This window comes from Nocardioides hwasunensis, assembly GCF_014779665.1.
In the GTDB taxonomy this organism is placed as follows: Bacteria; Actinomycetota; Actinomycetes; order Propionibacteriales; family Nocardioidaceae; genus Nocardioides; species Nocardioides hwasunensis.
This window is the reverse complement of sequence record NZ_JACXYY010000002.1, coordinates 233278-250070: the sequence shown is the minus strand read 5'-3', so window position 1 is coordinate 250070 and position 16793 is coordinate 233278. Positions and strand designations below refer to the sequence as shown.

Genomic DNA, 16793 nt, shown 5'->3' with positions numbered 1-16793 from the left:
CTCTTTCGTAAGGGTGCCCGACCAGGATCGTCGGGCGGACGAGAGTCCATCACCGCCGAGAGGGTGAAGGGCCCGTGGAAGCCTAACAAGGAGCGGTTCAGCCCGCTCTCACCGCTAACGACGAAGACCCGACCGACAGTTCCCACTGTGCGGCCGGGCCTTCACCGAATGTGCGAGATCGCGGCCTCAGGCCACGGTCGCGGTGCCGCCTGCGGCCTCGATCTTCTCCTTGGCGGAGGCCGAGAACGCATCGACGCTGACCTGGACGGCCACGGCGATGTCGCCCTGGCCGAGCACCTTGACGGGCTGGCCCTTGCGGACCGCGCCCTTGGCGACGAGGTCGGCGACCGTCACGGCGCCGCCGTCGGGGAACAGCTCCCCGAGCCGGTCGAGGTTGACGACCTGGAACTCGACGCGGAAGGGGTTCTTGAACCCCTTCAGCTTGGGCAGCCGCATGTGGATCGGCATCTGGCCACCCTCGAAGGCGACCGGGACCTGGTAGCGGGCCTTGGTGCCCTTCGTACCGCGGCCGGCGGTCTTGCCCTTGGACGCCTCGCCACGACCCACGCGGGTCTTGGCGGTCTTGGCACCCGGAGCGGGACGCAAGTGGTGCAGCTTGAGCGTCATGTCACTCCACCTCCTCGAACGTCACCAGGTGACGGACAGTGTTGATCATGCCCCGGATCTCCGGGCGGTCTTCCTTCACGACGACGTCGCCGATCCGCTTGAGACCGAGCGAGCGAAGCGTCTCGCGCTGGTTGGCCTTGATGCCGACCGTGCCGCGCTTCTGCTGGACCTTGAGCTGAGCCATCAGGCCTGCACCCCCGCGGCCTCGGCCTGCCCCTCGGCACGCGCCTTGAGCAGCGCTGCCGGGGTGACGTCCTCGACCCGCATGCCACGACGAGCGGCCACGGCCTCGGGCTCCTCGAGCATCCGGAGGGCCTCGACCGTCGCGTGGACGATGTTGATCTGGTTCGACGAGCCGAGCGACTTGCTCAGCACGTCGTGGATGCCGGCGCACTCGAGGACCGCGCGCACCGGGCCACCGGCGATGACGCCGGTACCGGGAGCGGCGGGACGCAGCAGGACGACGCCTGCGGCCTTCTCACCCTGCACCGGGTGCGGGATCGTGCCCTGGATGCGGGGGACCTTGAAGAAGTGCTTCTTGGCCTCCTCGACACCCTTGGCGATCGCCGCGGGAACTTCCTTCGCCTTGCCGTAGCCGACGCCGACCAGACCTTCACCGTCGCCGACGATCACGAGGGCGGTGAAGCTGAAGCGACGACCACCCTTCACGACCTTGGCGACACGGTTGATCGCCACGACGCGCTCGATGTAGACGGACTTCTCAGCCTGTCCACGACCGTTGTCGCGTCCGCGACGGTCACCCGAGCCACCGCTGCGCTGTCCGCGCTGGGCTCCGCTCATGAGATGTGCTCCATATCTAAGGTGTGCTCTCTGGTCGCGTGGGCGATCAGAAGGACAGTCCGCCCTCCCGGGCGGCATCGGCGAGGGCCGCGATGCGACCGTGGTACTTGTTGCCCGCACGGTCGAAGACGACGTCCTCGATGCCGGCCGCCTTGGCGCGCGAGGCGACGAGCTCGCCGACCTGCTTGGCCTTGGCGGTCTTGTCACCGTCGGTGCCGCGGACGTCTGCCTCCATGGTGGAGGCGTAGGCCAGGGTGGCGCCCTTCAGGTCGTCGACGACCTGCACCGAGAGGTGCTTGGCCGACTTGGTGACCACCAGGCGCGGGCGCTCGGTGGTGCCGTTGATCCGCTTGCGACCGCGCGCCTGACGGCGCAGACGGGCACGAACGCGGTTGGCGGTGTGCTTGTTGTTGGACAGGGAGATCGCCATGTCACTTACCGGCCTTTCCGACCTTGCGGCGGATGTGCTCGCCGGCGTAGCGCACGCCCTTGCCCTTGTAGGGCTCGGGCTTGCGGAGCTTGCGGATCTTCGCCGCAACCTCTCCGACGAGCTGCTTGTCGATGCCGACGACACCGAGCTTGGTCGGGCCCTCGACGGTGAAGGTGATGCCCTCGGGGGCGTCGAAGATGATCGGGTGCGAGTAGCCGAGCTGGAACTCCAGCTGGGTCGGCCCCTTGGGCAGGACGCGGTAACCGACGCCCACGATCTCGAGCTTCTTCTCGTAGCCCTCGGTGACGCCCACCACCATGTTGTTGATGAGCGTGCGGGTCAGGCCGTGCAGCGAGCGGCTGGTGCGCTCGTCGTCGGGACGGTTGACCTCGAGGATGCCGTCCTCGCCCCGGGCGACCGTGATCGGCGCGGCGATGGTGTGCGACAGGGTGCCCTTGGGGCCCTTGACGGTCACCAGTGCCTGGTCGATCGCGACGTCGACGCCGGACGGGACCGCGATGGGGAGCTTGCCAATGCGCGACATGCTTCTCTCTCTTCCTGGTCTCAGTAGGTCCGGGTCACCAGACGTAGGCGAGGACTTCTCCGCCCACGCCCTTCTGGTTCGCCTGGCGGTCGGTGAGCAGGCCCTGCGACGTCGAGATGATCGCGACGCCGAGTCCGCCGAGGACGCGGGGCAGGTTCGTGCTCTTGGCGTAGACCCGCAGGCCGGGCTTGCTGATGCGGCGGACTCCCGCGATCGAGCGCTCCCGGTTGCGGCCGTACTTGAGCGTGACCGTCAGCGTCTTGCCGACGGCGGGCTCGCCCTCGGCCGTCTGGTTGTCGGCGACGTCGTAGGAGGTGATGTAGCCCTCCTGCTTGAGGATCTCGGCGAGGCCGGCCTTCATCTTGCTGTAAGGCATCGACACCACGTCGTGGTACGCCTGGTTGGCGTTGCGCAGACGCGTGAGCATGTCTGCGATCGGGTCAGTCATCGTCATGATGTGGTTCTTTCTCGTCGTGGTTTCCTCAGGCTCGCGGCCTGAGGACCTGCAACGGGTGTGAGGTGATTACCAGGAGGACTTGGTGACGCCGGGCAGCTCGCCGCGGTGGGCCATCTCCCGCAGGCAGATGCGGCACAGGCCGAACTTGCGGTAGACCGACTTGGGGCGACCGCAGCGCTGGCAGCGGGTGTAGCCGCGGACCGCGAACTTCGGCTTGCGGGCGGCCTTGACCTTGAGGGAAGTCTTCGCCATGTCAGTTCTCCTTGAACGGGAAGCCGAGCTGCTTGAGCAGCGCGCGCCCCTCGTCGTCATTGGTGGCGGTGGTCACGACGGTGATGTCCATACCGCGCGACCGGTCGATCCGGTCCTGGTTGATCTCGTGGAACATGACCTGCTCGGTGAGACCGAAGGTGTAGTTGCCGCGCCCGTCGAACTGCTTGGGCGAGAGGCCGCGGAAGTCACGGATGCGAGGCAGCGCCAGGGAGAGCAGCCGGTCCAGGAACTCCCACATGCGGTCGCCGCGCAGGGTGACGTGCGCACCGATCGGCATGCCCTCGCGCAGCTTGAACTGCGCGATGGACTTGCGGGCCTTGGTCACGGCCGGCTTCTGCCCGGTGATCGCGGTGAGGTCGCGGATCGCGCCCTCGATCAGCTTGGAGTCGCGAGCAGCCTCGCCGACACCCATGTTGACCACGATCTTGGTCAGACCGGGGACCTGCATGATGTTGGCGATGTCGAACTCGGTGCGCAGCGCGGGGACGATCTCCTCGCGGTAGCGCGCCTTGAGACGCGGAATCTCGGTGGTCTCCGGAGAGGTGGTCTCAGCCATCTCAGATCTCCTTGCCGGTCTTGCGGGACACGCGGACCGAGCGGCTGGCGCTGTAGGTCGAGCCGTCGGGGCGGCGCTTGGTGACCTCGTCGCGGCGGAAGCCGATGCGGGTCACGCCATCGCCCTCGACGAGCATCACGTTCGAGACGTGGATGGGCGCCTCGCGGGTGATGATGCCGCCCGTGGTGTTGGTCTGCTGGACGGACTTGGTGTGGCGCTTGACGAGGTTGACGCCCTCGACGATCACCCGGTCCTCCTCACGGAGGACCGAGATGACCTTGCCCTGGGCACCCTTGTCCTTGCCGGCGATCACCTTGACGGTGTCGCCCTTCTTGATGTTCATGTTCTTACCCATCCCTCACAGCACCTCGGGGGCGAGCGAGATGATCTTCATGAAGCGCTTCTCGCGCAGCTCGCGACCGACGGGGCCGAAGATGCGGGTGCCGCGCGGCTCGCCGTCGTTCTTGAGGATGACGGCGGCGTTCTCGTCGAATCGGATGTAGGAACCGTCGGCACGACGACGCTCCTTGACGGTGCGCACGATCACGGCCTTGACGACGTCGCCCTTCTTGACGTTGCCACCGGGGATCGCGTCCTTGACGGTGGCGACGATGACGTCACCGATGCCGGCGTAGCGACGGCCCGAGCCACCGAGAACACGGATGCAGAGGATCTCCTTCGCACCGGTGTTGTCGGCGACCTTGAGTCGCGACTCCTGCTGGATCATTGATTTCTCCTGGTTGTCGAGCTGGTTCTCGCCCTCTCAGCGGAGAGTGAGCCTGGCCGAACTGATATGTGGAAACTGGTGCTCGAGGCCCGGGGGCCCGAGGTCACTTCGCCTTTTCGAGGACCTCGACGAGGCGCCAGCGCTTCGTGGCCGACAGCGGACGGGTCTCCATGATCAGGACCCGGTCGCCGGTGCCGCACTGGTTGGTCTCGTCGTGGGCCTTCAGGCGCGACGTCTTGCGCAGGACCTTGCCGTAGAGGGCGTGCTTCACGCGGTCCTCGACGGCGACGACGATGGTCTTGTCCATCTTGTCGCTCACGACGAGGCCCTCGCGGACCTTGCGCTGGTTGCGCTCGCCGGCCGACTGGGTCGGGGTGTTCTCGCTCATGCCTTCGCCTCTTCGTTGGTGCCCGGCGCGGTCCGGATGCCGAGCTCGCGCTCGCGGACCACGGTGTAGATGCGGGCGATGTCCTTCTTGACCACGCGGAGTCGGCCGTGGCCCTCCAGCTGGCCGGTGGCCGCCTGGAACCGGAGGTTGAACAGCTCCTCCTTGGCCTCGCGCAGCTTCGCCTCGAGCTCGGTGGCGTCGAGCTCGTCGAGCTCGTGGGCGTTCAGCTTGGTAGCCATCAGAATTCACCGGCCTCACGGGAGATGAACCGGCACTTCATCGGAAGCTTGTGCATCGCGCGGCGCATGGCCTCACGAGCGGTCACCTCGTCGACACCGGAGAGTTCGAACATGACGCGGCCGGGCTTGACGTTCGCCACCCACCACTCGGGGGAGCCCTTGCCCGAACCCATGCGGGTCTCGGCAGGCTTCTTGGTCAGCGGACGGTCCGGGTAGATGTTGATCCAGACCTTGCCGCCACGCTTGATGTGGCGGGTCATGGCGATTCGGGCCGACTCGATCTGGCGGTTGGTCACGTAGTGACCCTCGATCGCCTGGATGCCGAAGTCACCGAACGCCAGCGAGGTGCCGCCCTTGGCAGCGCCGGTGCGCTTGGGGTGGTGCTGCTTGCGGTGCTTGACGCGACGGGGCATCAACATGGCTCAGGCCTCCGATCCTGCGCTGGGGGCGGCCTCGGCAGCCGGAGCCTCGGTGGACTCGGTGCGAGGAGCACGGTCGCCGCGCGAGCCACGGCTCGGGCGCTCGCCGCCGCGGTTGGTGGGACGACCACCACGGCCGGGGGCACCGGCGCGGGCAGCCTGCTGGGCCTGGCGCTCGGCACGGGTGCCGGCGACCTCGCCCTTGTAGATCCAGACCTTGACACCGATGCGACCGAAGGTGGTCTTGGCCTCGTAGAAGCCGTAGTCGATGTCGGCGCGGAGCGTGTGCAGCGGCACGCGGCCCTCGCGGTAGAACTCGGTGCGCGACATCTCGGCGCCGTTGAGACGACCCGAGCACTGGATCCGGATGCCCTTGGCACCGGAGCGCATCGAGGTCTGCATGGCCTTGCGCATCGCGCGGCGGAACTGCACGCGCCCGGCGAGCTGCTCGGCCACGCCCTGCGCGACCAGCTGCGCGTCGATCTCGGGCTGCTTGACCTCGAGGATGTTGAGCTGCACCTGCTTGCCGGTGAGCTTCTCCAGCTCGGTGCGGATGCGGTCGGCCTCGGCGCCGCGGCGACCGATGACGATGCCCGGACGCGCGGTGTGGATGTCCACCCGGACGCGGTCGCGGGTGCGCTCGATCTCGACCTTGGAGATGCCGGCCCGCTCCATGCCCTTGGAGAGCAGCTTGCGGATCGCGACGTCCTCACCGACGTAGGACTTGTAGAGCTTGTCGGCGTACCAACGGCTCTTGTGGTCGGTGGAGATGCCCAGGCGGAAGCCGTTCGGGTTGATCTTCTGGCCCATCAGGCACCCCTTCCGTTCTTGTTGGCACGGGCGTTCTTGCCCTGCTTGTCGAGCGCGTCGGCCGGCTGCACCACGAGGGTGATGTGGCTGGTGCGCTTGTTGATGCGGGTCGCACGACCCTGGGCACGCGGACGCCAACGCTTCATCGTCGGGCCCTCGTCGACCATCGCGACCGACAGCACGAGGTCGGCCCGGTTGAGGCTCTCGGTCGTCTCGGCGTTGGCGACGGCGCTCTCGAGCACCTTGTAGACGGTCTCGGAGGCTGCCTGCGGCGCGAACTGCAGCAGGGTCAGGGCCTCGTCGACCTGGAGGCCGCGGACCATGTCGACGACACGGCGGGCCTTCATCGGGGTGATCCGCACGTAGCGTGCGCTGGCGAACGCGCCCGGCTGGTCGCCGAGCAGCGACTCGCGGCGCGCACTGGTGCGGCTGCGCTCGGTGGTGCTCATCGACGGCGTCCCTTCCGGTCTTCCTTGACGTGCCCGCGGTAGGTGCGGGTGGGGGCGAACTCCCCGAGCTTGTGGCCGACCATGGAGTCGGTCACGAAGACCGGGACGTGCTTGCGACCGTCGTGCACGGCGATGGTGTGGCCGATCATGTCGGGCACGATCATCGACCGGCGCGACCAGGTCTTGATGACGTTGTGGCTGCCCTTCTCGTTCTCGGCGTCCACCTTCTTCTGAAGGTGGTCGTCGATGAAGGGGCCCTTCTTCAGGCTGCGAGGCATGTCGGTTACTTCCTACCCTTGCCGGACTTGCGACGACGGATGATCTGGGAGTCGGACGCCTTGCGCTTGCGCGTGCGGCCTTCCTTCTGTCCCCAGGGCGAGACCGGGTGGCGTCCACCGGACGTCTTGCCCTCACCACCACCGTGCGGGTGGTCGACCGGGTTCATGACGACACCGCGGACGGTCGGGCGGACGCCCTTCCACCGCATGCGGCCGGCCTTGCCCCAGTTGATGTTGGACTGCTCGGCGTTGCCGACCTCGCCGATCGTCGCGCGGCAGCGCACGTCGACGAAGCGCATCTCGCCCGAGGGCATGCGCAGCGTCGCGCGGCTTCCCTCGCGGGCCACCAGCTGTGCGGAGTTGCCGGCCGAGCGGGCGATCTTCGCGCCGCCGCCGGGACGGAGCTCCACGCAGTGGATGGTCGTACCGACCGGGATGTTGCGCAGCGGCAGGTTGTTGCCGGGCTTGATGTCGGCGTTGGGGCCGGACTCGACCGGCGTGCCCTGCTCGAGGCCCTTGGGGGCGACGATGTAGCGCTTCTCGCCGTCGGCGTAGTGCAGCAGCGCGATGCGGGCGGTGCGGTTGGGGTCGTACTCGATGTGAGCGACCTTGGCCGGCACGCCGTCCTTGTCGTAGCGACGGAAGTCGATGATGCGGTAGGCACGCTTGTGGCCACCACCCTTGTGGCGGGTGGTGATGCGTCCCTGGTTGTTGCGACCGCCGTTCTTCGGCAGCGGACGCGTCAGCGACTTCTCCGGCGTGGTCCGGGTGATCTCGACGAAGTCGGCCACCGACGAGCCACGACGGCCCGGGGTGGTCGGCTTGTACTTGCGGATAGCCATATCAGTTCCTAGTCAGGAGCCCGGTCAGGAGACCGGACCTCCGAAGATGTCGATGCGGTGGCCCTCGGCGAGGCTGACGATCGCGCGCTTGGTGTTGGGACGCTTGCCCAGGCCGTAGCGGGTGCGACGCGTCTTGCCCTGGCGGTTGATCGTGTTGACGGAGGTGACCTTGACGTCGAAGACCTTCTCGACCGCGATCTTGATCTCGGTCTTGTTGGCGTCCGGACGGACGATGAAGGTGTACTTGTTCGCGTCGAGCAGGCCGTAGCTCTTCTCCGACACGACCGGCGCGATCAGGATGTCGCGGTGGTCCTTGTGCAGGGTGCTCACTTGTCGTCCTCCTTGGCGGAACTGCCGGCACGCGTGAAGCCAGCAGCCTCGGCGTCCTCGGCGCTCTTGAACCAGAACTCCGCCTCGGTGGCGTCGTACCACTGGCCGTCGGGCTCGTGGAAGAGACCGGAGTCAGCGTTGCCCTTGACCTCGTAGCCCTTGGGGGCCTTGCCGCTCTTGAGGGGCGCCTTGGCACCCTTCGGGAGGGCGGGGGCCTCGTCGGCGGCGTCGTCGGCGGGCACGTCGGCGAACGCCTTGACCTCGGTGGTCTCGGCCTTCGCGGTCGTGGCGGCGGGCTTCTCGGCCCGGGCCGCCGGCGCGGCGCTCGAGGCGCCACCCACGAAGACGTCGTAGGCGCCCTTGGTGAACACCACGTCGTCGGCGTTGAGCACGTCGTAGGTGTTGAGCTGGTCGACGGCGACGATGTGGACCTCGACCGCGTTGCGCAGCGAGAGCCAGGTGATCGCGTCGGAGCGCTCCAGCACCACGAGGTAGCCCACGCGGTCGGTCAGCGACGCCAGCGCGGCCAGTGCCGCCTTGGTGGAGGGCACGTCGCCCGACACCAGGGAGTCGACCACGTGGACGCGGTCGTTGCGGGCCCGGTCGGAGAGGGCACCGCGCAGGGCGGCGGCCTTCATCTTCTTGGGGGTGCGCTGGTCGTAGCTGCGCGGCTGCGGGCCGTGCACGATGCCACCGCCGGCGAACTGCGGCGCGCGGGTCGAGCCCTGACGGGCGCGGCCGGTGCCCTTCTGCTTGTAGGGCTTCCGGCCACCGCCGCGGACCTCGCCGCGACGCTTGGTGGAGTGGGTGCCCTGTCGAGCAGCGGCCTGCTGGGCCACGACGACCTGGTGGATCAGGGGGATGTTGACCTCGACGTCGAAGATCTCGGCGGGGAGGTCGACCTTGACGGTCTTGACAGCCATGCTCAGGCCTCCTGCGTGTTCTTGGCGGCCGAACGGAGCATCACGAGACCACCGCGGGGGCCGGGAACGGCACCCTTGATGAGGATGAGGCCCTTGTCGGCGTCGACGGCGTGCACCGTCAGGTTCTGGGTGGTGACCGTGTCGTTACCCATGCGGCCGGCCATGCGCGTGCCCTTGAAGACACGACCCGGCGTGGCGCAGGCACCGATGGAGCCGGGCTTGCGGTGGTTGCGGTGGGCACCGTGCGAGGCGGACACGCCGTGGAAGCCGTGGCGCTTCATGACACCGGCGAAGCCCTTGCCCTTGCTGGTGCCGGTCACGTCGATCTCCTCGCCTGCGGCGAAGGTGTCGACCGCGAGCTCCTGGCCCACGGTGTAGCTGGCGGCGTCGGCCGTGCGGATCTCCGCGACGTGGCGACGCGGCGTGACACCGGCCTTGGAGAAGTGTCCGGTCTCGGGCGAGTTCACCTTGCGGGCCTCGATCTCGCCGAAGCCGACCTGGATGGCGTTGTAGCCGTCGACCTCGGGCTGGCGGACCTGGGTCACCACGTTGGTGCCAGCGGCGATCACGGTGACGGGGACGACCACGTTGTTGTCGTCCCAGAGCTGGGTCATGCCGAGCTTGGTGCCCAGCAGCCCCTTCACGTTGCGTTCGAAAGTCTTAGCCATGTCAGTCGCCTCAGAGCTTGATCTCGATGTCGACACCGGCAGGCAGGTCGAGACGCATCAGCGAGTCGACGGTCTTCGGCGTCGGGTCGATGATGTCGATCAGGCGCTTGTGCGTGCGCATCTCGAAGTGCTCGCGGGAGTCCTTGTACTTGTGGGGCGAGCGGATGACGCAGTACACGTTCTTCTCGGTCGGCAGCGGCACAGGGCCGGCGACCTTCGCACCCGTGCGGGTGACGGTGTCCACGATCTTCCGCGCCGAGGTGTCGATCACCTCGTGGTCATAGGCCTTGAGCCTGATGCGGATCTTCTGTCCCGCCATAGGTCCCTGTCCTCTTCGGTCTCGTACGCCTGGTCTGGTTTCGGCTCTCCACCCCTGGTGGGCGAGTGCCGCCTGTCTCTCCTCCACCCTCCGACCCCCGCGGTCGGGCGTGTCGCGCTGCCGACTGAAACTACGTGGCTCGTGACACGACCCCGAGGGGAAGCGGTGATGCTCTGGGTGGCACCCGCCGGTCGGCGGATCTGGTCGGGTCTCCGATCAAGGTGTCCTGATCTGGTGCGGCGCACGCAGACGACTGGTTCGATCGAGGAGACGCGATTCAGAAGTCAAGGTGTGCCGTGCCTCGGCGACCCGCCGGAGCAACCGGAACATCTTGACAGACTCCGCACGCCCACGCCAAATCGCAATGACCTGGCCATCAGGTCCACGCTCCACGAGCCGTCGTTCAGCCCTCGGCGAGCGCCAGGAGTCGCCGTCCGAGGCGGGTCAGGACCTGGTCGACCGGGTCGACCACCAGCTCCCAGCCGTGACCCGACCGGCCCGGGACGAACGGCACGCCGGCCGCCCGGGCCAGTGCCCTGGCCTCCCGGAAGGCGCTCCGGCCGTCGCTCCGAGCCATCGCCACCAGACCGTCGGCCGGCAGTTCCCCGGCGAGCGTCGCCAGGTCGACGCCGTCCCACGACGACGGACCGCTGACGTCCGCCCACGCATCGACGTCGGCGCCGCGGGCGACGGCGATCACGGTGAGCGAGCCACCCATCGACGTCCCGAGGAGGACCACGCGTCGGGCACCGAGGTCCTCCCGGGCGACCCGGACGGCCGCCGACACCTCGTGGAGCGGGTCGGCGTCCTCCTCGCCGGTGCATGTCGACCCGCCGTAGCCGCAGGGGTTGACCAGCAGGGAGGTGAGCCCGACCTCCCGCACCGCCGCGGTGGCCCAGCGGCCCCACCCGCACAGTCCGCTGGTCTGGGGCAGCAGGATCGCCACGCGGTCGTTGGTCGCCGGTCCGATGCGTGCGGCCTCGACGCCACCGGCCACGGTGAACGCCTCCAGCTCGGCCTCGTCGGGGATCGCGGAGGCGCAGCGCTCGCGGAGGGCCGCCGTGGGGTCGACGGTGTCGGCACCCGCGACGGAGGGCGTCGGGCTCGGTGGTGGGCCGTCCGCGCCCACGCAGCCCGAGCAGGCGAGCAGCAGACCCGCCAGCAGCACCGCTCCCCCGCGCCGCACCGTCAGTCCCGGCGCCAGTAGCAGAAGTCGCTGATGTCGCGGCCGACGTCGCGACCCTTGCGCTCGAAACGCGTGACCGGTCGCTCGGACCACCGTTCGACCCGACCACCGTCGAGGCTCGTCTCGGCGTCGAGCACCTCCCGCATCTGCACGGCGTAGTCGGCCCAGTCGGTGGCCAGGCGCCACGCGCCACCCGGCACGAGGCGCGAGGAGGCGAGCGCCGCGTTGGCCGGGTTGACCAGGCGGCGCTTGTGGTGCTTGGTCTTGCGCCACGGATCGGGGAAGAACGTCCAGAGCTCGGCGAGGCTCGACGGCTCGACGAGGTGCTCCAGCGACCAGACCGCGTCGACCGAGCAGAACCGGACGTTGTCGGCGCCGGCCTCGGCGACGCGCCACAGAGAGTCGGCGACACCGGGCAGCCAGACCTCGAGCGCCAGGACGTCGTGGTCGGGGCGCGCCGCCGCGAGCGCCGCCGTCGCCTCGCCGATGCCGGAGCCGATCTCCACGATCAGCGGCGCCTCGCGCCCGAAGCGCTCGGCCAACGAGAAGTCCGGCCTGTCGACGGCCTCCTCGGGGATGACCCAGTCGGCCTGGTGCGCTGCCCACGCCTCAGCCTGGCGCGGCGTGAAGCGACTGCCCCGTCGAGAATAGGTCAGGACCTCGCGCATCCGCCGGCCGTCCGCGGTGAGCTTGTGGTGCGGTCGGGCCGGGCGTACGACGTCGTTCACACCCCGATTCTCGCCCGGCAGTCCGCGTCCCACCACATCCGCGGGTCCCGTGCGACCTCCTCGACCAGCGACGAGGAGGCGTGCGGCGAGTGGGTCAGAGGTGGGCGAGCGCCCCGGTGAGGACCGAGCGCAGCCGCTGCTCGATGTCGTCGAACTCGGGCTGGCCGATGATGAGCGGCGGCGCGAGCTGGATGACCGGGTCGCCACGGTCGTCGGCGCGGCAGTAGAGCCCGGCCTCCCACAGCGCGCCGGAGAGGTAGCCGCGGAGCAGCCGCTCGGACTCCGCGTCGTCGAAGGTCTCCTTGGTCTCCCGGTCCTTGACCAGCTCGATGCCGTAGAAGTAGCCGTGACCGCGGACGTCGCCGACGATCGGGATGTCGAGCAGCTTCTCCAGCGTCGCGCGGAACGCAGGAGCGTTCTGCTGGACGTGGTCGTTGAGGCCCTCGCGCTCGAAGATGTCGAGGTTGGCCATCGCGACGGCCGAGGAGACGGGGTGGCCGCCGAAGGTGTAGCCGTGGGCGTACGCCGTCGTGCCCGACTTGAAGGGCTCGAACAGGCGGTCGCTGGCGATCATCGCGCCGATGGGCGAGTAGCCCGAGGTCATGCCCTTGGCGCAGGTGATGATGTCGGGCTGGTAGCCGAACTCGGCGGCACCGAACATCTGACCGACCCGGCCGAACGCGCAGATGACCTCGTCGGAGACGAGCAGCACGTCGTACTGGTCGCAGATCTCGCGCACCCGCTCGAAGTAGCCGGGCGGCGGCGGGAAGCATCCGCCCGCGTTCTGCACCGGCTCGAGGAAGACGGCGGCGACCGTGTCGGGGCCTTCGAACTCGATGGCCTCGGCGATGCGGTCCGCGGCCCAGCGACCGAAGGCCTTCTCGTCGTCGCCGACGAACTCGGGGCGCCGGTAGAAGTTGGTGTTGGGCACCTTGTGCGCACCCGGGACCAGCGGCTCGAACATCTCCTTCAGCGGCGGGATGCCGGTGATGGAGAGCGCCCCCTGAGGGGTGCCGTGGTAGGCCACGGCGCGCGAGATGACCTTGTGCTTGTTGGGCTTGCCGGTCAGCTTGAAGTACTGCTTGGCCAGCTTCCAGGCCGACTCGACGGCCTCGCCACCGCCGGTGGTGAAGAAGACCCGGTTGAGGTCGCCCGGCGCCATCGAGGCGATCCGGTCGGCCAGCTCGACGGCCTTCGGGTGCGCGAAGGACCACAGCGGGAAGAACGCCAGCTCCTTGGCCTGCTTCGCCGCCGCCTCGGCGAGCTCGTCACGCCCGTGGCCGACCTGGACGACGAACAGTCCGGCCAGGCCGTCGATGTACTCGCGGCCGTGGCTGTCCCAGATCCTGTGCCCCTCGCCCTTGACGATCAGCGGCATCTCGCCGCCGTCCTCGTAGGTCGAGTGCCGGGTGAAGTGCAGCCACAGGTGGTCACGCCCCGCGGCCTGGTAGTCGAAGGACTCGTTCATGCTCATCGTGTTCCCCAGTTGTAGTGCTGCTTGTTGAGCTTGAGGTAGACGAAGGTCTCCGAGGAGACCACTCCGTCGACCTCGCGGATCTGGCGGATGACGTCGAGCAGGTGCGGGTCGTCCTCGCACACCACCTCGACGAGGAGGTCGAAGCTGCCGGCCGTGGTGACCACGTAGTCGACTTCGGGCACCTCGGCGAGGTGGTCCCCCACCGTCATGGGGTCGCCCTCGGTGCGGACGCCGATCATCGCCTGGCGGGTGAAGCCGACCTGGGTGGGGTCGGTGACCGCCACCACCTGCATGACGTCGGAGTCCAGCAGCTTCTGGACCCGCGCGCGGGCCGCGGCCTCGGACAGGCCGACCGCCTTCGCGATCGCGGCGTACGAGATCCGGCCGTCCTCCTGGAGCAGCTCGATGATCCGCTTCGCGGTGGCATCGAGGCGCACGGGACCGTCTGTCATGCGCCCATGGTGATGCGCGGACCGCGACTTAGCAAGCCACCTAGCGCGGAATCCGCATTTCGAGCGGATTAATTCCGCGATTCCCGCACATTTGTTCCGTGCACCTCTGGAGATTGACACGCCTGCGGGCCTAGTCTCCCTGCACCGCACCCGACAGGGAGGATCCACGTGACAGGCCCACGCACGCTCCGCAACTTCATCGGCGGCTCCTACGTCGACGCCGGCTCCGGGTCCGCCAGCGACGTCATCGACCCGACCACGGGCGAGGTCGTGGCGCACGCCCCGGTGAGCGGAGCGGAGGAGGTCGACGCCGCCTATGCCGCCGCGGACGCGGCGTTCGCCGAGTGGGGGCGGACCACGCCCAGCGAGCGTCAGCAGGCGCTGCTCGGGTTCGCCGACGCCATCGAGGCGCACTCCGAGGAGCTCATCGACCTCGAGTCGGGCAACACCGGCAAGATCAAGGCGCTCGTGGCGAGCGAGGAGATCCCGCCGATGGTGGACCAGCTCCGCTTCTTCGCCGGCGCCGCCCGCGTGCTCGAGGGCAAGGCGGCCGGCGAGTACCTCGCGGGCCACACGTCGTGGATCCGGCGCGAGCCGATCGGCGTCGTGGGCCAGGTGACGCCCTGGAACTACCCGCTGCTGATGGCGATCTGGAAGATCGGCCCGGCGCTCGCGGCCGGCAACACCGTCGTGCTCAAACCGAGCGACACCACTCCGGAGAGCACCCTCCGGCTGGCCGAGCTCGCCTCGGAGTTCCTGCCGGCGGGGACCCTCAACGTCGTCACCGGCGACCGGGAGACCGGACGCCTGCTCGTCGAGCACCGCACACCCAGCCTCGTCGCCATCACCGGCTCGGTGCGTGCCGGTGCCGAGGTCGCCGCGAGCGCCGCCCCGCACCTGAAGCGGGTCCACCTCGAGCTCGGCGGCAAGGCCCCGGTCGTGGTCTTCGACGACGCCGACATCGAGGCCGCGGTGGAGGGCATCGCGATCGCCGGCTACTTCAACGCGGGCCAGGACTGCACGGCGGCCACCCGCGTGCTCGCCGCCCCCGCCATCCACGACGACTTCGTCGCCGCGCTGTCCGACTACGCCAGGAGCTCCGCACCGGTCGGGCTGCCCGACGACGAGGACGCGCTGTTCGGGCCGGTCAACAACGCCCGGCAGCTCGCCCACGTGACGAGCTTCATCGACGACCTCCCGTCGCACGCCACGGTGTCGGCCGGCGGCAACCGACGCACGGACCTCGGCGACGGCTACTTCCTCGAGCCCACCGTGCTGTCGGGGCTGCGCCAGGACGACTCGGCCGTCCAGAACGAGATCTTCGGCCCCGTCATCACGGTGCAGCGCTTCGACGACGAGGCCGAGGCGGTCCGGTGGGCCAACGGTGTCGACTACGGGCTCGCGTCCTCGGTGTGGACCAGGGACTTCGGCCGCGCGATGCGGATGTCGAGGGCGCTCGACTTCGGCTGCGTCTGGATCAACACCCACATCCCGCTCGTCGCCGAGATGCCGCATGGTGGCTACAAGAGGTCCGGCTACGGCAAGGACCTCTCGATGTACGGCTTCGAGGACTACACCCGCATCAAGCACGTGATGGCCAACATCGAGAGTTGAGGCGATGACACCGATCCCACGCCGGTCACGGCGCCCGCTCGCGCCCGAGGCCGCCGCGGTGGTCCGAGCGATGTCCGGCGGGCTGAGCCGCCGGGCCCTCCTCGGCACCGGACTCGCGGCCGGCTCCGCCGCAGCCCTCACCGCGTGCGCCCCGCCGAAGCCACCCGCCGGAGGAGCGGCGGCGCTCGACCTGCCCACCGACGTCTCCGACACCGACAAGACGCTCAAGTGGGCGAACTGGACGGCGTACCTCGACATGAACGGCAAGGAGACGCAGTCGCCCACCCTCGAGGCGTTCATGGAGCAGACCGGGATCCGCGTCAGCTACAGCGAGGACGTCGACGACAACGACTCCTACTACGCCAAGGTCGGTCCGCAGCTGCGTGCGGGCCAGAGCATCGACCGCGACATCTTCACCTTCACCGACTGGATGGCGGCACGGGTCATCCGCGACCAGCTCTGCCAGCCGCTGGAGCTGATCCAGATGCCCCACGTGGTCAGCAACCTGCTGCAGCCGCTCAAGGACGTCTCCTTCGACCCTGGCCGCGAGCACTCCATCACGTGGCAGAGCGGCTTCGCGGGCATCGGCTACAACCGGCAGAAGGTCGGACGGGAGCTGAAGTCGCTCGACGACCTCTGGACCGACGACCTCAAGGGCCGCGTCGTCGTGCTCTCGGAGTTCCGCGACACCGCCGGCCTGGTGATGCAGTCACAGGGCGTCGACATCTCGAGCGACTGGGGCAAGGCCGAGTTCGAGGCGGCACTGGACTTCATCGAGCAGAAGATCGAGGAGGGCTACATCCGCAAGGTGAAGGGCAACTCCTACCTCGAGGACCTCACCAGCGGCAACGCCGTCGCCGGCATCACCTGGAGCGGCGACATCTTCGTGCTCGGCGCCGACACCGGCGACGACTCCTGGACCTTCACCATCCCCGAGTCCGGTGGCACGCTCTGGTCGGACAACCTCATGGTGCCGATCACCTCCACCCACCGGCGCAACGCCGAGACGTTGATGAACTACTACTACGAGCCGGCCGTGGCCGCACAGGTCGCCGCCTGGGTCAACTACGTCTGCCCCGTCGACGGAGCGCAGGCCGAGATGGAGAAGATCGACCCCGACCTCGCCGAGAGCCCCTTCATCTTCCCCACCGCCGACTACATCGCGGACAACAACATCCAGTCGTTCCGCGTCCTCGATGCCGAGGAGGACATCGAGTTCGCCGACCTGTGGTCCACGAAGGTGATGGGGAACTGAC

Annotated in this window: 27 protein-coding genes; 2 read left to right on the top strand and 25 right to left on the bottom strand. The window is 68.7% G+C overall.

Going from position 1 to position 16793, the window contains the following annotated elements; translation table 11 throughout:
* Positions 1-186: 186 nt before the first annotated feature.
* The 25 genes from rplO to IEZ25_RS05120 form a co-directional block, all read right to left on the bottom strand.
* Entirely contained in the window at positions 187-627 is a 441-nt protein-coding gene (rplO, locus tag IEZ25_RS05240) for a 50S ribosomal protein L15 (RefSeq protein ID WP_191198350.1), read from the bottom strand.
* Position 628: 1 nt separating this feature from the next.
* Entirely contained in the window at positions 629-811 is a 183-nt protein-coding gene (rpmD, locus tag IEZ25_RS05235; RefSeq protein ID WP_191198349.1) for a 50S ribosomal protein L30, read from the bottom strand.
* Positions 811-1428 carry a 30S ribosomal protein S5 gene (rpsE, locus tag IEZ25_RS05230; protein WP_191198348.1) on the bottom strand — a complete coding sequence of 206 codons (618 nt, stop codon included), beginning with the start codon at positions 1426-1428 and terminating at the stop codon, positions 811-813. Before rpsE ends, rpmD begins: the two co-directional genes overlap by 1 nt.
* Before the next feature lie 46 nt (positions 1429-1474).
* Entirely contained in the window at positions 1475-1858 is a 384-nt protein-coding gene (gene rplR / locus IEZ25_RS05225; protein WP_191198347.1) for a 50S ribosomal protein L18, read from the bottom strand.
* 1 nt (position 1859) lies between these two features.
* On the bottom strand, positions 1860-2402 hold the full coding sequence (gene rplF, locus IEZ25_RS05220) for a 50S ribosomal protein L6 (RefSeq protein WP_191198346.1): 543 nt from the start codon (positions 2400-2402) through the stop codon (positions 1860-1862).
* A gap of 34 nt (positions 2403-2436) precedes the next feature.
* Positions 2437-2856 carry a 30S ribosomal protein S8 gene (gene rpsH, locus IEZ25_RS05215; RefSeq protein ID WP_191198345.1) on the bottom strand — a complete coding sequence of 140 codons (420 nt, stop codon included), beginning with the start codon at positions 2854-2856 and terminating at the stop codon, positions 2437-2439.
* Between the two features lie 69 nt (positions 2857-2925).
* Complete coding sequence (locus tag IEZ25_RS05210) at positions 2926-3111, bottom strand: type Z 30S ribosomal protein S14 (protein ID WP_056599702.1); 186 nt, start codon at positions 3109-3111, stop codon at positions 2926-2928.
* Between the two features lies 1 nt (position 3112).
* Positions 3113-3688 carry a 50S ribosomal protein L5 gene (rplE, locus tag IEZ25_RS05205; RefSeq protein WP_191198344.1) on the bottom strand — a complete coding sequence of 192 codons (576 nt, stop codon included), beginning with the start codon at positions 3686-3688 and terminating at the stop codon, positions 3113-3115.
* A 1-nt stretch (position 3689) separates the two neighbouring features.
* Positions 3690-4031, bottom strand: coding sequence for a 50S ribosomal protein L24 (gene rplX / locus IEZ25_RS05200; protein ID WP_191198343.1), 342 nt, complete (start codon positions 4029-4031; stop codon positions 3690-3692).
* A 15-nt stretch (positions 4032-4046) separates the two neighbouring features.
* Complete coding sequence (gene rplN, locus IEZ25_RS05195) at positions 4047-4415, bottom strand: 50S ribosomal protein L14 (protein WP_056887123.1); 369 nt, start codon at positions 4413-4415, stop codon at positions 4047-4049.
* Between the two features lie 103 nt (positions 4416-4518).
* Positions 4519-4803: a 30S ribosomal protein S17 gene (gene rpsQ, locus IEZ25_RS05190; protein ID WP_191198342.1), complete on the bottom strand. Its 285-nt coding sequence runs from the start codon at positions 4801-4803 to the stop codon at positions 4519-4521.
* Positions 4800-5042 (bottom strand): 50S ribosomal protein L29, encoded by a 243-nt coding sequence (rpmC, locus tag IEZ25_RS05185; protein ID WP_224748494.1) that lies wholly within the window; start codon positions 5040-5042, stop codon positions 4800-4802. The genes rpsQ and rpmC overlap by 4 nt, the downstream gene beginning before the upstream one ends.
* The gene (rplP, locus tag IEZ25_RS05180) at positions 5042-5461 is read right to left on the bottom strand and encodes a 50S ribosomal protein L16 (protein WP_191198341.1); all 420 of its coding nucleotides are present in this window, start codon (positions 5459-5461) and stop codon (positions 5042-5044) included. The genes rpmC and rplP overlap by 1 nt, the downstream gene beginning before the upstream one ends.
* A gap of 3 nt (positions 5462-5464) precedes the next feature.
* On the bottom strand, positions 5465-6271 hold the full coding sequence (gene rpsC, locus IEZ25_RS05175; protein ID WP_191198340.1) for a 30S ribosomal protein S3: 807 nt from the start codon (positions 6269-6271) through the stop codon (positions 5465-5467).
* Positions 6271-6720: a 50S ribosomal protein L22 gene (rplV, locus tag IEZ25_RS05170; RefSeq protein ID WP_191198339.1), complete on the bottom strand. Its 450-nt coding sequence runs from the start codon at positions 6718-6720 to the stop codon at positions 6271-6273. The genes rpsC and rplV overlap by 1 nt, the downstream gene beginning before the upstream one ends.
* The gene (gene rpsS / locus IEZ25_RS05165) at positions 6717-6998 is read right to left on the bottom strand and encodes a 30S ribosomal protein S19 (RefSeq protein ID WP_056599671.1); all 282 of its coding nucleotides are present in this window, start codon (positions 6996-6998) and stop codon (positions 6717-6719) included. Before rpsS ends, rplV begins: the two co-directional genes overlap by 4 nt.
* 5 nt (positions 6999-7003) lie before the next feature.
* Positions 7004-7840 (bottom strand): 50S ribosomal protein L2, encoded by an 837-nt coding sequence (rplB, locus tag IEZ25_RS05160; RefSeq protein ID WP_090969262.1) that lies wholly within the window; start codon positions 7838-7840, stop codon positions 7004-7006.
* Positions 7841-7864: 24 nt separating this feature from the next.
* Positions 7865-8170, bottom strand: a complete 306-nt coding sequence (gene rplW, locus IEZ25_RS05155) for a 50S ribosomal protein L23 (protein WP_090969261.1) — start codon at positions 8168-8170, stop codon at positions 7865-7867.
* Positions 8167-9093 (bottom strand): 50S ribosomal protein L4, sunset domain variant, encoded by a 927-nt coding sequence (gene rplD / locus IEZ25_RS05150; RefSeq protein ID WP_191198338.1) that lies wholly within the window; start codon positions 9091-9093, stop codon positions 8167-8169. The genes rplW and rplD overlap by 4 nt, the downstream gene beginning before the upstream one ends.
* Positions 9094-9095: 2 nt before the next feature.
* Positions 9096-9761 (bottom strand): 50S ribosomal protein L3, encoded by a 666-nt coding sequence (gene rplC, locus IEZ25_RS05145; RefSeq protein WP_191198337.1) that lies wholly within the window; start codon positions 9759-9761, stop codon positions 9096-9098.
* A 10-nt stretch (positions 9762-9771) separates the two neighbouring features.
* Positions 9772-10080 carry a 30S ribosomal protein S10 gene (gene rpsJ, locus IEZ25_RS05140; RefSeq protein WP_008360994.1) on the bottom strand — a complete coding sequence of 103 codons (309 nt, stop codon included), beginning with the start codon at positions 10078-10080 and terminating at the stop codon, positions 9772-9774.
* A 403-nt stretch (positions 10081-10483) separates the two neighbouring features.
* Complete coding sequence (locus IEZ25_RS05135) at positions 10484-11266, bottom strand: alpha/beta hydrolase family protein (protein ID WP_191198336.1); 783 nt, start codon at positions 11264-11266, stop codon at positions 10484-10486.
* Positions 11267-11268: 2 nt separating this feature from the next.
* Positions 11269-11994, bottom strand: coding sequence for a tRNA (guanine(46)-N(7))-methyltransferase TrmB (gene trmB / locus IEZ25_RS05130; RefSeq protein WP_318152058.1), 726 nt, complete (start codon positions 11992-11994; stop codon positions 11269-11271).
* A gap of 94 nt (positions 11995-12088) precedes the next feature.
* Complete coding sequence (locus IEZ25_RS05125; RefSeq protein WP_191198335.1) at positions 12089-13462, bottom strand: aspartate aminotransferase family protein; 1374 nt, start codon at positions 13460-13462, stop codon at positions 12089-12091.
* A gap of 2 nt (positions 13463-13464) precedes the next feature.
* Positions 13465-13923 (bottom strand): Lrp/AsnC family transcriptional regulator, encoded by a 459-nt coding sequence (locus IEZ25_RS05120; protein WP_191198334.1) that lies wholly within the window; start codon positions 13921-13923, stop codon positions 13465-13467.
* A 168-nt stretch (positions 13924-14091) separates the two neighbouring features.
* Here IEZ25_RS05120 and IEZ25_RS05115 point away from each other — a divergent pair, with 168 nt between their 5' ends.
* The gene (locus tag IEZ25_RS05115) at positions 14092-15537 is read left to right on the top strand and encodes a gamma-aminobutyraldehyde dehydrogenase (protein ID WP_191198333.1); all 1446 of its coding nucleotides are present in this window, start codon (positions 14092-14094) and stop codon (positions 15535-15537) included.
* A 4-nt stretch (positions 15538-15541) separates the two neighbouring features.
* Positions 15542-16792 carry an ABC transporter substrate-binding protein gene (locus tag IEZ25_RS05110; protein WP_191198332.1) on the top strand — a complete coding sequence of 417 codons (1251 nt, stop codon included), beginning with the start codon at positions 15542-15544 and terminating at the stop codon, positions 16790-16792.
* Position 16793: the final 1 nt, after the last annotated feature.

Coding starts and splice junctions, on each gene's coding strand:
- IEZ25_RS05120 (WP_191198334.1), bottom strand. CDS start 13,923: ATGACAGACGGTCCCGTGCGCCTCGATGCCACCGCGAAGCGGATCATC.
- rpsS (WP_056599671.1), bottom strand. CDS start 6,998: ATGCCTCGCAGCCTGAAGAAGGGCCCCTTCATCGACGACCACCTTCAG.
- rplO (WP_191198350.1), bottom strand. CDS start 627: ATGACGCTCAAGCTGCACCACTTGCGTCCCGCTCCGGGTGCCAAGACC.
- rplC (WP_191198337.1), bottom strand. CDS start 9,761: ATGGCTAAGACTTTCGAACGCAACGTGAAGGGGCTGCTGGGCACCAAG.
- rpsQ (WP_191198342.1), bottom strand. CDS start 4,803: ATGAGCGAGAACACCCCGACCCAGTCGGCCGGCGAGCGCAACCAGCGC.
- rplD (WP_191198338.1), bottom strand. CDS start 9,093: ATGGCTGTCAAGACCGTCAAGGTCGACCTCCCCGCCGAGATCTTCGAC.
- IEZ25_RS05210 (WP_056599702.1), bottom strand. CDS start 3,111: ATGGCGAAGACTTCCCTCAAGGTCAAGGCCGCCCGCAAGCCGAAGTTC.
- rpmC (WP_224748494.1), bottom strand. CDS start 5,042: ATGGCTACCAAGCTGAACGCCCACGAGCTCGACGAGCTCGACGCCACC.
- IEZ25_RS05125 (WP_191198335.1), bottom strand. CDS start 13,462: ATGAACGAGTCCTTCGACTACCAGGCCGCGGGGCGTGACCACCTGTGG.
- rpsE (WP_191198348.1), bottom strand. CDS start 1,428: ATGAGCGGAGCCCAGCGCGGACAGCGCAGCGGTGGCTCGGGTGACCGT.
- rpsC (WP_191198340.1), bottom strand. CDS start 6,271: ATGGGCCAGAAGATCAACCCGAACGGCTTCCGCCTGGGCATCTCCACC.
- rplP (WP_191198341.1), bottom strand. CDS start 5,461: ATGTTGATGCCCCGTCGCGTCAAGCACCGCAAGCAGCACCACCCCAAG.
- rplX (WP_191198343.1), bottom strand. CDS start 4,031: ATGAACATCAAGAAGGGCGACACCGTCAAGGTGATCGCCGGCAAGGAC.
- rplN (WP_056887123.1), bottom strand. CDS start 4,415: ATGATCCAGCAGGAGTCGCGACTCAAGGTCGCCGACAACACCGGTGCG.
- rpmD (WP_191198349.1), bottom strand. CDS start 811: ATGGCTCAGCTCAAGGTCCAGCAGAAGCGCGGCACGGTCGGCATCAAG.
- rpsJ (WP_008360994.1), bottom strand. CDS start 10,080: ATGGCGGGACAGAAGATCCGCATCAGGCTCAAGGCCTATGACCACGAG.
- rplE (WP_191198344.1), bottom strand. CDS start 3,688: ATGGCTGAGACCACCTCTCCGGAGACCACCGAGATTCCGCGTCTCAAG.
- rpsH (WP_191198345.1), bottom strand. CDS start 2,856: ATGACGATGACTGACCCGATCGCAGACATGCTCACGCGTCTGCGCAAC.
- rplR (WP_191198347.1), bottom strand. CDS start 1,858: ATGGCGATCTCCCTGTCCAACAACAAGCACACCGCCAACCGCGTTCGT.
- rplV (WP_191198339.1), bottom strand. CDS start 6,720: ATGAGCACCACCGAGCGCAGCCGCACCAGTGCGCGCCGCGAGTCGCTG.
- rplF (WP_191198346.1), bottom strand. CDS start 2,402: ATGTCGCGCATTGGCAAGCTCCCCATCGCGGTCCCGTCCGGCGTCGAC.
- rplB (WP_090969262.1), bottom strand. CDS start 7,840: ATGGCTATCCGCAAGTACAAGCCGACCACCCCGGGCCGTCGTGGCTCG.
- IEZ25_RS05110 (WP_191198332.1), top strand. CDS start 15,542: ATGACACCGATCCCACGCCGGTCACGGCGCCCGCTCGCGCCCGAGGCC.